The sequence below is a fragment of the Holophagales bacterium genome, from assembly GCA_016719485.1.
In the GTDB taxonomy this organism is placed as follows: Bacteria; Acidobacteriota; Thermoanaerobaculia; order UBA5066; family UBA5066; genus UBA5066.
Genome location: JADJZB010000002.1, coordinates 119,745 through 135,280 on the forward strand (window position 1 = coordinate 119,745; position 15,536 = coordinate 135,280).

Genomic DNA, 15,536 nt, shown 5'->3' on the forward strand with positions numbered 1-15,536 from the left:
TTGCGGCGATAATGGGTCCTCGCGCCCACGCCCGGGTCCGGACGCCCCCCGGGGGCGGAAGGGGCGTGTGCGGAGGGAGGGACGTGTCCATGGCCGAAACGATGATCCGACAGCTCATGAGTCGTGGAGAGGAGCTCGCGACGGAGGTCACCAACACCCTCCTCGCGAACGAGGCCTTCGTCGAAATGCTCAAGAAGGGGATCGCCGTCAAGGAGATCGTCGACAAGCAGGTCGCCGAAGCGCTGAAGCGGATGAACGTCGCCACGCGCAAGGACCTCGCCCGGATGGAGGCGCGCATCGCGGCCCTGGAGGCCGAGCTCGAGGCCGCCAGGGCGCCGGCGCCACGCAAACCGCGGCGCAGGAAGGCCGGCTGAGAGGGTGCGGCCCGTGACCGAGCCGGAGAAGAAAGCCTCACCCCGCGCGAAGGGCCGGGCGGGAGGAAAGGTGGTCGGGTTCAAGCCCGCGGCGGGAGCCCGGCCCAAGGTCGTCGTCACGGGGGGGAGCGGCTACCTCGGTGCCCGCTTCGTGCGCGCCCTGGCCGCGCGCGGCACGTGGGACATCGTCGTCCTCGACCTGGCGCCCGCAGCGAACACCCCCGTCGACGTTCGGCATCGCTTCCTCGACCTGAACCTGCCCCACTCGGACGGGACCGTCTACAAGATCCTGAAAGAGGAGCGGCCCGACGTCCTCGTCCACCTCGCCGGCGTGAGGAGTCCCCTGAGGGACGCCGTCTATGCCCACGAGCTGAACTCCATCGGAACGCTGAACGTGTTCGGTGCGGCGGGCGAGGCGAACGTGAAACGCCTCATCCACTGCTCGACGACGATGGTCTACGGGGCGAGAGGGGACAATCCCGCCTTCCTGTCGGAGGAGCACCTCATGCGCGCCGACGTCGCGGACCACTTCGTTCGCGACTCGGTCGAGGCCGAGAGGCACTGCCGCGATTTCGCCCGGCGGCACCCCGAGGCTCGCGTCGCCGTCCTGCGCTTCGCGCCGCTGCTCGCCGCGGAGCGGCGCGACTACCGGATCCGCTACCTCGAAGGGCCGGTGGCGCTCACGATGCTCGGCTACGACCCTCTCCTGCAGTGGCTGCACCGCGACGACGCAACCGAGGGGCTCCTCAGGACGCTCGACGCGCCTGAGGCCCACGGCGTCTTCAACATCGCTCCGGACGGCGTCCTTCCGCTCTCCTCGACGCTTCTCCTCTTCGGGACGCCATCGGTTCCCCTGCCGCACGGCCTGGCGTACGTCGCGGCGGAGGCGGCCTGGATCACCGGGCTCGGCACCGCACCAGGGGCCCACGCGCACTACATCCGCTACCCGTGCGTCGCGGCCAACGACAAGGCGCGCAAGATCCTCGGTTTCGCCCCGAGGAACACGACTCTCGAAACGGCCCTGGAAGCGGCCCGGGCGCGCCGGAGCGCCGGCCGGGCGATCGACTTCGACACGCTCGACGAGGTCGCGCGGATGGCGGCCTACCGGCTCGAGCAGCGGATGGGGCGGCCCTCGGAGCCGAAAGTCCCCGGGCCCGACGGGGGAGAGGCGGTCGGTCGCCCGGCTGCGGTGAGGATGGCGTCGTGAGCCAGCCGAGAAAGGCCGCCGCCCAGCCGTTCGCGCCGAGCCTCGTCCCGGCGTCGCCGGACGACAGGCTCCTCAACGACCTCCTCGGGGAAGCAGGGAAGCTCCTCGCCGATCACCCCGAGCTCGCCTCACCGCGAGCGTGGGTCGACCTCTGGAACCTCTTCCTCCACCGCAACCAGTCGCTCGAGCTCGACGACTTCGGCTACGACGAGGCGGCGGCGAGGGTCTGGCACCCGCTCTTCGATTTCCTGTACCGCGTCTGGTGGCGCGTGACGCTCTCGGGAGTGGAGAACGTCCCGAACGAGGGCCGGGCCCTCCTGGTGATCAACCACTCGGGCGTCCTGCCCTGGGACGGCGCGATGGTCAAGCATGGCATCGCGCACGAGCACCCGTCGCGGCGGCGGGCGCGCCTGCTCGCCCTCGACATGTTCACGACGCTGCCGTTCCTCCAGCCCTGGCTGCGGCAGCTGGGCGAGGTCCGGGCCTGCCCCGAGAACGGGGAGAGGCTCCTCCTCAGGGACGAGCTCGTCGCCGTCTTCCCCGAGGGTGTGAAGGGCGTCGGAAAGTACTTCCGAGATCGTTACCGCGTCGCGCGTTTCGGGCGGGGCGGCTTCGTGCGGCTCGCGCTCCGGACCCGCTCTCCCATCATCCCGATCTCCGTGGTGGGGGCGGAAGAGATCCACCCGATCCTGTTCCGCCCCGACTTCATCGGTCGGGCCTTCGGCTTTCCCTACTTCCCGATCACCCCCACGTTCCCCCTCCTGGGCCCGGGGGGACTCATCCCGGCGCCGACGAAGTGGTGGATCGACATCGGCAAGCCGATCGACGTGGGGCTCGATCCGGACCACGCCGAGCGTCCGATGATCGTCAACGAGGTGACCGACGTCGTCCGCTCGACGATCCAGCAGATGATCGACTCGCGTCTGGCCCGAAGGGGAAACCTCTTCACCGGCGAGTAGCCGCCACTCTCGAGCTCCCGGCCGTGACCGGCTGCGCCGCCTCCGGGCGGCGCGGCGCCCTGGAGACGGGCATCGCGGGGCGAAGCCGCATGCCGTGACGCTCGAAGACCCTGGAGAGGCGACCGTACTCGGCGTCGAGCTTCTGGAGTGTGGAACGGTAGGCGAACTCGGCGATCCGGATCCGGCCCGACGTTCGCATGATGTTCCGCATCAGGCGGGGGAGCTCCTCGGGCTTCGGCTCGAACAGGACGATGTCGGTCTCGGGGTTCTCGCGACGGTAGCGCGAGAGACCGTACTGGAGCCTCGAGTGCAGGGAGAGGCGAAAAACCTGGTCGAGGATCGAGAGGAGGCCGCGGCTCGCGAGGGCACCCTGGTCGCGGCCGAGAGGGAGGAGCCCGCTCGACAGGTCGAAGCGGGCCGGGACGATCGGGTTGACGCAGAGAACGATGCCGCAGCGCTCCTTGAGGGCCAGGGAGATGTGGGCCGTCTTCCGCACGCCGCCGTCGATGTAGTCGACGCCGTCGATCCGCACGGGCCGGAAGAAGCCCGGCAGGGCGCAGGAGGCGGCGACGGCGCGCGAGATGGGAACGGTGTCGTTTCCGGGCTCGCCGAAGACACGTGTCTCTCCCGAGTCGAGCGCGACCGTCACGACGCGGAGCTTCCCTTCGAGGGCCCGGAAGTCGTTCGAACGGCCCTCCTCGGAGAGCCACGCCGCGAGCCACGCCTCGAGGCCGTCGAGGAGGAAGAAGCCCGAAGGCAGGAGGCCTGCGAACGAGGCGACGAGGTCGGTGACGGTCGCGTCCTGGCGGTTCCTGTAGAAGTCGCGGAGGGAACGCGCGAGCGTCACCGGGGCCGAGACGAGGCGCGAGGCGATCTCTCCGAGGTTCGGGCGGAAGAGGGAGAGCTGGTCGAGGTCGGAGGAGCGCGGGTGGGTCGCGTTCTGGAACAGGACGGACGGAGAGACCCCGCTGGCCACGAGGGTCCCGACGTAGGCCCCGGCCGAGACGCCGACGAAGACGTCGCACTCCGTGAGGGAGAACCCGTCGAGACGCTCCTCGAGGGCCGCGAGGACTCCGATCTCGTAGATCGCCCCGGTCACGCCGCCCCCGGCGCAGACGAGGCCTCGACGGAACGGCCGTGCGCGCGCGGCGGCGCCTCCCTGCGGGGGAACGAGCTTCAGCCTGGGTGTGGTCACGGCTCCTCCGAGACGGAAACGGCGCCGGGCGGGACGCCCGGCGCCAGTTTATCCGGAATGGAGGAGGAGCCTCGGAATCAGGCCGTCTTGCGCTTCCGGGGGCGGCGCGCGGGCGCGTGGAGCTGGTCCATCTTCCGGCTGAGGGCATCGACCTTCGAGACGAGGGACTTCAGGTCCTTCTGCGTCGTGACGTTCAGGCGATGGAGGGCGCTTTCCAGCGCCGGCTCGACGACGGCGGAGACGCGGCGGGAGACCTCGTCGGCGATCCGCCCCGCCTCGCGGGAGACGTCGGCCTTGACCGTGTCGAGGTTCGACTTCGCGTCGCGCACGACACCCTCGACGAAGCGCTTCGGGTCCTTCGCGATCGTCTCGCCCGTCTTCCGGACGTTCGTGGCGGCCGCGCGGACGGACTTCTCCACCTTCGCGGCAACGGTACGCGTCTCGTCACGGACGGCGTCGACCCTGTTCGCGGCGGTCTTCAGGGCGCGGTCGATCTGCGGCGGAACGTCGAACGGCAGGGTCTTTCGGGCGGGGGCGGCGCGGCGGGCGGCCTTCTTGATCATTTCTTCTTCTCCTTCGTTCGGGCAGGCGAGGGCCTGCCGTTGGTCTTCGTGTGGTTCGCGGACGCAGCGTCCAGGGGGAACGACGCGGTGGCGAGCTCCTCGAGATGATCGAGACGGCGCGCCAGCTCCTGGATCTCGGCGTGGACGGCAGGTGACGCGGAGGGAGAGACCTTCCGGACGAGATCGCGAACGCGGGCGACGACGTCGGAGAGGCTCTCCCGGAATACCGTGCCGACGTCGTCCCTCAGGCGGGCGCCTTCCTCCCAGGAGAGGCGTCCGCGGCCGACGAGGCCGGCGACGATCCGTTCCACGTCGTGGCGCGCCGTCTCGAGGCGGCGCGTCACGGGAGCGAAGGTCTCCGCGATCTTCTCGGGCTGTGCGGCTTTTCTGACGGCGCCGGCCATTCGGGCGGCGCCGACCCTTTCCGCCACGCCCGCGACCGTCTCGGCGGCGTCGCTTCCCGCGCGCAGCAGCATGGCGATGGCGTCCGTGGAGGCGGGGATGGAGACGTGCTCGGAGGCGAGCGCGCGGGAGAGGATCCTGGCGGTGATGTCGTCGCCCGTGTCGGCCGAGATCACGCGGACGCGATCCCCCTCGGCGATGCACCGCGCGATGTCGTGGAGCGTGACGAAACGTCGCTCGCTCTTCTCGTACAGCTTCCGGTTACGGTACCGGACGATCTCCCTGAGGCGGTGGCTCATCGTGAAGAAAAGATAACGCAGCGCGTAATGAGTGTCAAGGAAGCCGTTCGCTAGCACGGCGCGTCAGACGCTGCCAGCCCTGTCGTGCGGGCTCCCGAAACGCTTCCCGCGGGCGTCGCTCGCCCCCGACCCGGGACTAACATCCGCAGCATGCGCACCGTGTCCGCTCCCGCCCGCTACTCCCCGCCGGCCCTCCCGCGCGGGACGACGCTCCGCTGCCGCTCCTGGCTGACGGAAGCGCCCTACCGGATGCTCCTGAACAACCTGGACCCCGACGTCGCCGAGCGCCGCGAGGACCTCGTCGTCTACGGCGGTTCTGGCAAAGCCGCGCGCAATCCGGCCTGTCTCGAGGCGATCCTGCGCGAGCTCGAGCGGCTCGGCGACGACGAGACGCTCCTCGTCCAGTCCGGCAAGCCCGTCGCCGTCTTCCGCACGCACGCGGACGCGCCGCGCGTCCTGATCGCCAACTCCAACCTCGTGCCGAAATGGGGGACGTGGGACGAGTTCCGGCGTCTCGAGGCTCTCGGCCTGACCATGTACGGGCAGATGACGGCCGGCTCGTGGATCTACATCGGGACGCAGGGAATCCTGCAGGGGACCTACGAGACGTTCGCCGAGGCCGGTCGGCGTGACCTCGGTTCGCCCGACGGGTCCCTCGCCGGGCGCCTCGCCGTGACCGCCGGCCTCGGGGGCATGGGCGGGGCCCAGCCCCTCGCGGTGACGATGGGCGGAGGTACCGCGCTCGTCGCCGAGGTCGATGCCCACCGGATCGACCGCCGGCTTCAGACCCGCTACTGCGACGAGAGGATCGACGACCTCGACGCCGCCATCGACCGGGCTCTGGCGGCGCGCGACGCCAGGGAGGCTGTCTCCATCGGAGTCCTCGCGAACGCGGTCGACCTCCTCGCGAGGCTGGTGGAGCGGGGAGTCGTCCCCGACCTGCTCACCGACCAGACGTCGGCGCACGACGAGCTGAACGGCTACGTTCCGCACGGGATGAGCTACGAGGCCGCGCTCGAGCTGAGGGCCGCCGATCCCGCCGCGTACAGCCGCCGGTCCGTTGCGTCGATGGGGGAGCACGTGAGGCTGATGCTCGAGCTCCAGAGACGAGGGGCTGTCACGTTCGACTACGGCAACAACATCCGGGCGCAGGCGGTGAAAGCCGGCATCGCCGATGCGTTCCAGATCGAGGGCTTCGTCCCGAAGTACATTCGACCGCTCTTCTGCCTGGGCAAGGGCCCGTTCCGGTGGGCCGCGCTCTCGGGCGATCCGGCCGACATCGCCGCGACCGACCGGGCTCTCGTCGAGCTCTTCCCGGAGAACACGGCGCTCCTGCGCTGGCTCGACATGGCCGCGAAAAGGGTCGCCTTCCAGGGGCTCCCGGCGCGGATCTGCTGGCTCGGCTACGGCGAGCGCGAGAAGGCCGGTCTCGCCTTCAACGAGCTCGTGAGGACCGGAAAGGTCAAGGCGCCGATCGTCATCGGGCGCGACCACCTCGACTGTGGCTCGGTCGCCTCTCCGAATCGCGAGACGGAGGCGATGAAGGACGGCAGCGACGCCATCGCCGACTGGCCGCTCCTGAACGCGCTCGTGAACACGGCGGCCGGGGCGACGTGGGTGTCGATCCACCACGGCGGGGGCGTCGGCATCGGCTACTCGATTCACGCCGGAATGGTGGTCGTCGCCGACGGGACCGACGCGGCGGCCCGCCGTCTCGAGAGGGTCCTCGTGAGCGATCCGGGGATGGGCGTGGTGCGCCACGTCGACGCCGGGTACGAAGACGCCCTCGCCTGCGCCGAGACCCACGGCGTGGCGATCCCGATGCGCCGTTGAAGAACCGCCGCGCGGCCGTGCTCCTCCTCGGCGTCCTCGCCGCGGCAGGGCTGACGGGAGCGTTGGTCGCGCGGCTCGGACCGCTCCGGGAGGACGCGGAGGCGCGCCGGGCCCAGCGCCTGCGGCAACGGGCCGCCGGCGCCCTCGAGAAGGACGCCTTGGGCCTTGCCGCGGCGGCCAAGCGGCTCGCGGGAAGCGCGGATCTCGTCGAGATCGTCGAGGGAGGGAGCGGAGGTGTTCGCCCGGGACGGCTCTTCTCGCTCCTCGGGTCTGCTCTTCCCCGGGATCCTGGTTGGGGCGTCGTCCTGCTCGACCGAACGGGTGCGGCCGTGGCGTGGGCCGGCGAGCCCGGAGACCTGCCGGCGCCCTCGGCGGAGCGCGTGGGGAGGTTCTCGGCCGCGTTCCGCGTGACCCAGGGGACCCTGTCGTACGAGTGGCCGGTCGGTCGCAGTCCGGAGGCACAGGGGCGGCTCGTCGTGACCCGCCGTTTCCCGACCGGAATCGTCCGGCCCGACGTCCTCCAGACGCACCTCCTGTCCGGCGGCCCGACGGCGCGACGGGTCCGGGTCCGCGCCTCGACCAGGCCAAGTCGCCTTCTGGCGCTCTCCCTCGAACCCGCTCCGAGGGCGGTCGTAGAGGACGACGTCCGGAGGGACGCAGCCCACCCCTGGGCGCTCCTGGGCGCCGTGGCGGCCGGGACGCTCGGGCTCGTGGCGCGCGCTCACGCCACCGGCGCCGTCGCGGTACGCCTCCTGCTCCTGCTGGCCGTTCCGGCGGCTGAGACGGGCCCGTTCGCGCCGATCCTGCCCGACCCGTCCGGTCTTCTCTCGACGCCCGTCGACGTGGGCCTGACCGGTCTCGCAGCGCTCCTCCTCGTGCGCTCTGCGCTGCTGCGGGGGAGCTGGGAAGGGAAGGGAAAGGCCCGGCGACTCGTGGCCGGTTTCCTCGCCGCGGCGGCTGCCGCCGTTCCTGTCTTTCTCAGCCTCGCGGGCGGACGTTCGGCGCCGTCGCTCCTCCTCGGGATGGGTCTGTTCACCGGTCCGCCCGAGGCACCCCTCGCGTCTACGGGGCTGGTCGCCCTGTCGAGCGCCGCGCTGGTTCTTGCGGCCCTGCTCGCGGCGACGGCATTCCGGGCGGACCGGTCGACCCTCGCGCTGGGTGTGGCGGGACTGTCGCTCGCGGTCTGGTCGTTCTTCGCCGTACCGACCGGGGTGTCGACGGGTCTCCTCGTCCTGGGGAGCCTGCTTCTGGCGGTGAGCCTGTCGGCGAGGCTCTCGGCGTTCCGGACGTCGGACCTCCTCTCCAGGGCGGTCGCCGTGGCGCTCCTCGTCGGCGCGGGCGCCGTCGTCACCGGGGCAGGGGCTTCGCTGGGGCGGATCGTCGCCACCGACGCGCGCCTCGAGCGGACCGCGTCGCGGTCGAACCTCGACCGCGAACGGCTGGAAGAGGAGGGTCCCGCGGCCTGGGAGGAACGGATCGCTGCCCACGAACTGCAGCCCTGGACTCCCGGCGGAAACGGCACGCAGATGAGCGACCTCGCGCGTGCTCTCTGGGTCCGCGGACGTACCGCAGGCTTCCCCGAGTCGGGCGATCTCCTCACCGTCCGCGACGACGACGGCCGGGTCCTCTCGTCCTTCGGGACGATGCGGCCCGGAGACGAGGGGAGAGGGACGGCGATCGGCCTGAGGCTTCCCGTCGCCGGCACAGTCGGCGTGCTGTCCCGGGTGCCCTGGCCCGATGCGGACGAGGAGGACCCTCTGCTCGTCGCCCTGCTCGGCGAGCCGGCCCATGCGGACCGGCCCGTCGAGCGCATCGACTTCGACGGTGCGGGACGGCCCCTGGGACGCGGGCGTCTCGAGAGATCCGATCTGTCCGGGCCGCTACTGGCCGCGGCCCGACGGGACGGGTCCGCGTGGGGAGCCGAGGTATCGGGAGGGCGCCGCTGGAGGACGACGGTCCGGAGTGAGGGAACCGGGTTCGTCGGATGGGGAATCGAGGTCGCAACGCCGGTCTTCGCCCTCGGTTCGGCGATCGCCGCTGCCGAGATGGTCCTGCCGTTCGCCCTCGTCCTCCTCATCGGAGGAGATGTCGCGGTCGTCGTCCGCGCCCGCGCGAAGCGGCCCGCCGGGTCGCGCGTGCGTCTCTTCGGCACCTTCCGGGGGCGTCTCGCGCTCGCCCTTCTCGTCTCGGGCGCCGCGCCCCTCGCGGCCGGCGCCGTGATGGTCCGCACCGCGCTGGATCGCTCCTCCGCCCGTGCGACGGAGAAGCACGCCCTCCAGCTCCTGACGGAGGGCCGCCGCCTCCTCGAGGATCGGTTGGAGGGGACGCCGTCGCCCGCCGAGCTGAACCGGGCGGCGTCGGTGGTCGGCGTGGATCTGCTCCTCTATCGTGACGGCGCCCTCGCCGCGGCGTCGCGGGCCGTCCCCGTGGCAGCGGGGCTGGCTCCGGAACGCCTCGCCTCGCTCGTCGCGGCCGGACTCGCGAATGGCGCCAGCGAAGCCGCGGCGATCCGGGCCCCGGTCCGGCAGGGCGCCAGGAGAGTCGCGGAAGCGGCGGTGACGCTCTCGAGGGAAGAGAGGACGACCCTGGCCGTCGTGCTCGGCGAGGACCCTGCGGGGCGCGAGGCCGTGGATGCGCTCGTCCTCCTCGCGGTCGCCGTCGCGCTGGGAGCCCTCGCCGTCGGGGGGCGCGGGGCGCTCGAGCTCTCCAGGCCCCTCGAAGATCTCGTCGCCGCGGCCGAACGCGTCGGCGCCGGTGAGCCGCCCGGTCCGATCCGGACACCGGAGGTGGTCGATCTCGCGCGGCTGGTCGACGCGTTCGGGGAGATGTCCGAAAGGGTCCGGGAACGAACGGAGCTCCTCGAGCGCGAGCGGGAATCCGCCGTGAGCGTCCTGGGAAGCCTGACCCCGGCGGCGGTTCTCTTCCGTGAGGAGGACGGGCGGATCCTGTTCGCGAATCCGGCGGCCGACGCCCTCCTCCCCGGCGGCGCCCGGATTCTCGACCGGCTCGCACAGGCACGCTTCGCGCCCGTCGTGGCCGCTCTCGGGCACGCGAGGCCGTTCGAGACCAGGGTCGCTCTCCCCGCGGAGGGAACGGATGCGGTCTTGCGTGTCGTCGTGGCCGACCTCCCGGCGGACGCGGAGGGACACCGCACGGTTCTCCTTCTGGAGGACCTTACCGACTTCACACGAGCCGAGCGGCTCGAGACGTGGGTCGAGGCGGCCCGGGCCGTGGCGCACGACATCAAGAACCCCCTCACTCCGATCCGGCTGACGGCGGAGCGGCTCGCACGAAGCGCGAGTCGTGGAGCCCCTCCCGATTCCGCGCGACTCGTGGAGGCGGCGTCGACGATCCTCCGGCAGGTCGATCTCCTGACGGAGCGAACCGGCCGTCTCTCCCGCTTCGCGAGCCCTGCGGCGCCGCAGAGGATCCGCCTCGAGGGACAGGGGCTGGCCGCTCTCCTGGCTGAGGTGGCGTCGGACTTCGCCGCCCACGCGACCGTGAAGGTCACTTCGAGTGCGTCGGAGAGGCTGGCCGATCTCCTCGTGGACCGATCCCTGCTGCGGGACGCCGTGTCGAACTTCGTCCTCAACGCCGTGGAGGCCCTCGAGCAGGTGGGCGGAACCGTGGAGATCGGGGCGAGGTCCGCCACCTGGCCGGGAGGAGTCGAGGGCGTCGAGGTGACCTGCGACGACGACGGACCGGGGGTGCCGGAGGCCGATCTGCACCGGCTCTTCGACCCGTCCTTCTCGACGAAGTCACGCGGCTCGGGCATGGGCCTGGCGGCTGCCCGGCGAGCCGTAGAGGAGAACGGCGGGCGCCTCCTTGCCGAACGCTCTCCGCGGGGAGGGCTCCGGATCGGCTTCGTTCTGCCGGCAGCCGGCTGATATCATTTTCCGACAATGCTCTCGAAATCCTGGAACGTCCGCTGCCTCGCTGTCGGTCTGCTCCTGCTCGGCACGCTCGGCGCCGGAGCGTGCAAGAAGGGCCTGCCTCTCGTCGGCCGGGGGTCCTCAGCCCCACCGCCCCGCACGGACGCGCTCTTCCTCGCGGAGGCTCCCGCGGTCGTCCCCGAGGAGCTTGCTCCCGAGTTCGACGCGATGGGGATCCGCCGGCTCTACGTCGTAGCGGCGACGTTGACGGGAGGAGGGCAGGTTCGGCCTTTTCCTCCGCCGCCGAACGCGATCCAACGGCCGGTCGTCCTCGTCCTGATGGGTGAGCCGGGCGCCGAGGGGGCACTGCGAACGGCCCAGCCCGAGCTGGTGGGCGAAACGTGGGCCGACGGTGCCGTCCGTCTGGTCGCCGAAGCAAAATCCTGGGCCCAGGTCTCGGGTGTCCACATCCACATCCTGCCGACGCCGGCGGACGCACCCGCCCTGGCCAAGGCGCTCTCGGCCGTCAAGTCACGGTTGAAGGGTCTGACGGTCTCGGTCACGCTCCTGCCGGGAGCACCTGAGGGAACGTGGGAGCCGCTCGAAGGAGCCGCCGACGAAGCCCTCGTGTTTTCGTTCGGACGCCGTCCCGAGACGAGCGATACGTTCGTTCGGGAGATGTCCCAGGAAGAGGCGAAGTCGTTCCCGATTCCGTTCCGTCTCCTGTTCGTCCCGGGGGGCTATGGAGTCGCGGGTGTCGGCGCCAAAGCCCGCCGTCTGGCCGACGGCGAGATCGACAAGCTCTCGGAGGACCGCAACCTCGATTTCGATTTCGCGGCCGTCCTCTCGAGCGAGCCCGGCAGCATCTACAACTTCAAGCCCCGGGCCGGATACGAGAGGTCGAAGAGCGTTCTCTCGGAGGATGGCGGCCGGGCCCGGTTCGACATCCTTCCGTTCGCCGATCTCGTGCGCCTCGTCTCGGAGACCTCCCGGTGGAGCGCGCCAAAGCTCGCGGGGCGGGTCTTTCTCCTGGACGGCGTTCCGCGAGACGGACGGCTCAGCGGCTACCCGGCGATCCGCGCGTTGCTGACCGGAAAGCCATGGGAGCCGAGCCTCTCCGTCGAGCCGGCGGAAGGGACGGGTCGTGGCGGCGAGGTCTGGCTGCGCGTGTCGAACCCTGGTCCGACGCCGAGCGAGCTGTCGCGCTTCGGCAACCAGATCACGATTCGGCTCGAGGGGGGTGTCTTCACGGCCCTCGGCGCCGGCGAGTTCGACCGCTACGAGATCTTCGCCTCGGCCCGCGACATGAAGCAGCCGGCGCCGTTCGGCCGGGCGACGGCCTGCCGGCTCTTCGAGAACTTCTTCGCGCCCGAGGAGGCGAACGTGGTGGGCCCCATCCGGATCGCCGGCGGGCGGCCCCGGGCCTTCGTGTCCTATCAGCTGACGCTGCCCGACGGGCGAACCCTCACCGGGGCCGAGACCGAAGTGGCCATCTCGCCGCCGCCCTCACCGACGAAGGCGCCGAAAGAGAAGGCCAAGAAACAGCCGTCGATCCCGAAGCTGAAGAAACGCTGAGGAGGGGGCGCTGCTCAGGCGTCGGGGAGGAGGCCCCTTTCGGCGACCGCCGCCTCGGCGATCCTCACGGCCAGGAGCGCCCCGGGGCGCCTGAGGTCGTCGGAGGCGAGGAGCAGCCGAACGGTCGAGCCCGCGCTGGACGAGCGGATGAGAAGAGTCTCGTCGCGCCCCGCGGCGTCGACGACTCCGGCCGGCCCGTCGACGTCGGGCTCGGCGAAGCCGCGGCCCGTCGCCAGGAGCGCCGATCGAACGGTCCGGTGCTCCGGCGCCTCACCGTCGAAGCGAATCTCCAGACGCAGCGTCGTCCCGTGGAAGACGCTGGCCCGGGCCGAAAGGATGCCGATGGGAAGGTCGCGTCCGAGGAGGGCCCGGATGTCTCCAGCCACGCGGGCCTCGAAGGCGTCCGCGTCGGCGGGGGAGAAGACGTTGAAGGCGCACTGCGCACCGAGGTGGTCCTTCGGGACGCTCCGGAATGAGGCGATGGCGATCGCCTGCTGGAAGAGTTCGTCGAGGGCGTCCTTGCCGAGCTCGCTGGCGGGGCGGTCGATCGCGACGGTCACCGCCTGGACGGGGAGGAGGCCGTCGAGAGCGGCCACGGCATCTGCGAGGACGGTGGCCGCCGGGTCACGCAGGAGGAGGTGGTCACTCGAAGGAAGCGGAGAGGGGAGGGTGCCGCGCAGGGCGTCGACGAACGCTCCTGCAGCGCGCTGGCCCGAAAGGTCTATGGCGAAGCAGGCATCGGGTGAGCGGACGGACAGGAATCGGGTGGTCGCCGCGGGAGAGCCGCAGAAGAATGCGATCTGGCAGGTGGAGAGGCTGTCCGGCTCGAGCGCGGCCACGTAGGCGGCTTCCCCGTCGTCTTCGGTCAGCAGGCCCGAGGAAGGGTCGTCGGACTGGAAGAGGTGGAGGTGAGCGGCCGGAAATCCGCGCTCGCGAAGGACGGCCTTCACGTCGCGGCCGACGAGAGTGCCGGGGTCCACGACGGCGACGGACAGACCTCTCACGACGTCACCCCGGCCGCCGGAGGCGTTCGGTGGGGAATCAGCGCCGTCACGACACGCGCGACCGGGGCCGAGAGGGCGTAGATCAGAGCGATCCCGGCCAGGCAGACGTCCGGGCGCCACGCCGCCACGGCCGCGACCAGGAAGCCGAGGAGCGGTACGAGGCGAGCTGAACGCCGGGAGCGGAGGTCCACGTCCTTGAAGGAGCGGTAGCGGAAGGTCGAGACCATCAGGAAACCGAGCAGCAGCGTGATGCCGAGAAACGCCACCGCGATCCGCGGGTCGGGGAGCGGCTCCGGCAGGACCCAGATGAGACCGCAGAGGGCGCCCGCTGCGGCCGGAATGGGCAGGCCCACGAACCACCGCTTGTCGACCACGTTGAGCTGGACGTTGAACCGCGCGAGCCGGCACGCCCCGCAGACGAGGAAGAGGAACGAGGCGAAGAGGCCGATCCGGCCGTAGCCCGCCAGGGCCCAGTGGTAGACGAGGAATGCAGGGGCGAGCCCGAACGAGAGAACGTCGGCGAGCGAGTCGAGCTGCTCGCCGAACGCCGACGTCGAGCCCGTCATCCGCGCGACCCGACCGTCGAGTGAATCGAGGAAGCCGGCGAGGAAGATGAGCCCCGCGGCGAGGTCGAACCGGCCGTGGACCGTCGCGTCGAGGGACAGGTACCCACAGAAGATGTTCCCGACCGTGAAGAGGGCCGGGATGACGTAAACGCCGCGGCGAACGCCGCGGCGCTGAACCTCCTGGGAGGTTCCAGTCATGGGTGTGTCGACGGGACCGTTCCTGTCGAGCGCGAGCTGGTCCTAATGGGGCGCTCCAACCCGGGCCCTGTGCTCACGAGCGATCTCTTCCATCCTGTCCTTCACGATCAGCTTCTGCTTCTTCAGGCGCTTTTCCTCGCCCTCCTCGTCGGAGGAAAGGAACGTCTTGGACGCCAGCTCGGCAAGCCGTTTCTCGAAGTCGTGATGGGTTCGGACGAGGTTCTTGAATTCCTCGTGGGTCTGGGCCAGCTCGCGCTTCAACTCTTCGGTCAAAGTCGGCATGAACACCTCCTCGAAGTGAATTTCGAAAGAGCCGCGGCGAGTCTCCCTTTTTCGAAGGGGCAGAGTCAAGGTGAAGGACTCGGCACTGTCAGAAACAGCGACATGACGAGCGCGTCCTCGCCGTCGGCGTAGTACTGGGGGCGCCTTCCGACATCCCGGAACCCGAGCGCCATGTAGAAGTTGCGTGCCGGAACGTTCGAAGGGCGGACCTCGAGATAGATCTCCTCGGCCACGATCCGGGCGGAGAAGTCGAGGACGTCCTTCATCAGCAGCCGGGCGACTCCCCGGCGGCGATAGAGGGGGTCGACCGCGATCTTGTTGACATGGATCTCGCCTCCGGCGAACGCGCAGAAGACGTAGCCCGCGAGGATCCCGCCGGGGGCGCGGACGACCCGGTTGAAACGGTGGGCCTGCCCCACCTCCGAGGCGAAGAACTCCCGCTTCCAGGGCACCGGGAAGGAGATCCGCTCCAGCTCCGCCACGGCGTCCATGTCGGTGAGGCGCGCATCCCGGAGCGTGAGCGTCTCTGCGAGCGCGTTCACGACGTCTCCCCGGTGCCGAAACGTTCGACGGCGGCCGGGAGCCGGCCATAGGCAAGCGCTCCCTGCTCCTCCGCCGGGGCGCGACGGGCCAGCGAGATCGCAGCGGGTGCGAGCAGAAGGGCCGACGACCCGAGATCGATTCCCGCAGCCCCGTCGCGATCGGCTTCGAACAGTGCGGTCTCGCGGTTCAGGCGCTCCTCCTCTGGCAGGAGGGACCCGTTCCGGCGGCGCCGCCGGTGGACCTCACCGCGCAGCGCGTCGAGGAAGAAGTCCGCCTCGGGTGGGGCTGGGATCGTCTCGGACGCCGCGACGAACGTCGGGACGAGGACGAGAAGGGCGCCGGTCGCCCGGGCCAGGCCGCGGGCGAAGGCCAGGGAGGAGCGGAGCCCCGTGAAGGAGCCGGGGCCCGAAACGACCGCAATCCGGTCGAGGTCTCGCGGAACGAGCCCCAGGTCGAAAAGCAGCGAAGCGACGGCCGGCGCGAGAGCCTCGGCTCCAAGCCGCGGCAGCTCGACCGTCCGCGGCGCCGAGCCGTCCACGGCAACGGCGAGGGACGGGTGCGGGGTCGCCGTGTCGATGGCGAGGAGCCTCATCGGCGTAGCCGCAATCGTAGCAGGGAGCCGGGATTTCCAGCGGACTGCTCGGCCCCGCTGCGGCCCTGCTAG

The 15,536-nt window shown here is 70.9% G+C and carries 14 protein-coding genes; 6 read left to right on the plus strand and 8 right to left on the minus strand.

Annotation, left to right across the window (positions count from 1 at the left end; translation table 11 throughout):
* The first annotated feature begins 89 nt into the window (after positions 1-89).
* From IPN03_00635 to IPN03_00645, 3 genes are read left to right on the plus strand one after another with little or no spacing between them, the layout of a single operon-like run.
* Positions 90-374: a phasin family protein gene (locus tag IPN03_00635; protein MBK9372267.1), complete on the plus strand. Its 285-nt coding sequence runs from the start codon at positions 90-92 to the stop codon at positions 372-374.
* Positions 375-387: 13 nt separating this feature from the next.
* Entirely contained in the window at positions 388-1,581 is a 1,194-nt protein-coding gene (locus tag IPN03_00640) for an NAD-dependent epimerase/dehydratase family protein (GenBank protein MBK9372268.1), read from the plus strand.
* Positions 1,578-2,540 carry an acyltransferase family protein gene (locus IPN03_00645; GenBank protein ID MBK9372269.1) on the plus strand — a complete coding sequence of 321 codons (963 nt, stop codon included), beginning with the start codon at positions 1,578-1,580 and terminating at the stop codon, positions 2,538-2,540. The genes IPN03_00640 and IPN03_00645 overlap by 4 nt, the downstream gene beginning before the upstream one ends.
* On the opposite strand, the gene IPN03_00650 is transcribed toward IPN03_00645, so the two are convergent.
* From IPN03_00650 to IPN03_00660, 3 genes are all read right to left on the minus strand, one after another.
* A complete protein-coding gene (locus IPN03_00650; protein MBK9372270.1) occupies positions 2,527-3,735 on the minus strand; it encodes a patatin-like phospholipase family protein in 1,209 nt (402 codons plus the stop codon). The two genes, IPN03_00645 and IPN03_00650, sit on opposite strands and share 14 nt — an antisense overlap.
* 77 nt (positions 3,736-3,812) lie before the next feature.
* Positions 3,813-4,298, minus strand: a complete 486-nt coding sequence (locus IPN03_00655) for a phasin family protein (protein MBK9372271.1) — start codon at positions 4,296-4,298, stop codon at positions 3,813-3,815.
* Entirely contained in the window at positions 4,295-4,999 is a 705-nt protein-coding gene (locus tag IPN03_00660) for a hypothetical protein (GenBank protein ID MBK9372272.1), read from the minus strand. The genes IPN03_00655 and IPN03_00660 overlap by 4 nt, the downstream gene beginning before the upstream one ends.
* 150 nt (positions 5,000-5,149) lie before the next feature.
* Between IPN03_00660 and hutU the strand changes: the two genes are divergently transcribed.
* From hutU to IPN03_00675, 3 genes are read left to right on the plus strand one after another with little or no spacing between them, the layout of a single operon-like run.
* A complete protein-coding gene (hutU, locus tag IPN03_00665; GenBank protein MBK9372273.1) occupies positions 5,150-6,832 on the plus strand; it encodes a urocanate hydratase in 1,683 nt (560 codons plus the stop codon).
* A complete protein-coding gene (locus IPN03_00670) occupies positions 6,829-10,719 on the plus strand; it encodes a hypothetical protein (protein MBK9372274.1) in 3,891 nt (1,296 codons plus the stop codon). Before hutU ends, IPN03_00670 begins: the two co-directional genes overlap by 4 nt.
* A gap of 15 nt (positions 10,720-10,734) precedes the next feature.
* Positions 10,735-12,279: a hypothetical protein gene (locus tag IPN03_00675; GenBank protein MBK9372275.1), complete on the plus strand. Its 1,545-nt coding sequence runs from the start codon at positions 10,735-10,737 to the stop codon at positions 12,277-12,279.
* 14 nt (positions 12,280-12,293) lie between these two features.
* Here the strand turns inward: IPN03_00675 and IPN03_00680 are convergent, their stop codons facing one another.
* Genes IPN03_00680 through tsaB form a run of 5 tightly spaced genes read right to left on the minus strand, consistent with a single transcriptional unit; the run spans position 12,294 to position 15,464 of the window.
* Positions 12,294-13,283: a hypothetical protein gene (locus tag IPN03_00680; GenBank protein ID MBK9372276.1), complete on the minus strand. Its 990-nt coding sequence runs from the start codon at positions 13,281-13,283 to the stop codon at positions 12,294-12,296.
* Positions 13,280-14,047 carry a CDP-diacylglycerol--serine O-phosphatidyltransferase gene (gene pssA, locus IPN03_00685; protein ID MBK9372277.1) on the minus strand — a complete coding sequence of 256 codons (768 nt, stop codon included), beginning with the start codon at positions 14,045-14,047 and terminating at the stop codon, positions 13,280-13,282. Before pssA ends, IPN03_00680 begins: the two co-directional genes overlap by 4 nt.
* A gap of 42 nt (positions 14,048-14,089) precedes the next feature.
* A complete protein-coding gene (locus IPN03_00690) occupies positions 14,090-14,398 on the minus strand; it encodes a DUF465 domain-containing protein (protein MBK9372278.1) in 309 nt (102 codons plus the stop codon).
* A complete protein-coding gene (gene rimI, locus IPN03_00695; protein MBK9372279.1) occupies positions 14,395-14,871 on the minus strand; it encodes a ribosomal protein S18-alanine N-acetyltransferase in 477 nt (158 codons plus the stop codon). The genes IPN03_00690 and rimI overlap by 4 nt, the downstream gene beginning before the upstream one ends.
* A complete protein-coding gene (gene tsaB / locus IPN03_00700) occupies positions 14,868-15,464 on the minus strand; it encodes a tRNA (adenosine(37)-N6)-threonylcarbamoyltransferase complex dimerization subunit type 1 TsaB (GenBank protein MBK9372280.1) in 597 nt (198 codons plus the stop codon). Before tsaB ends, rimI begins: the two co-directional genes overlap by 4 nt.
* Between the last annotated feature and the right edge of the window lie 72 nt (positions 15,465-15,536).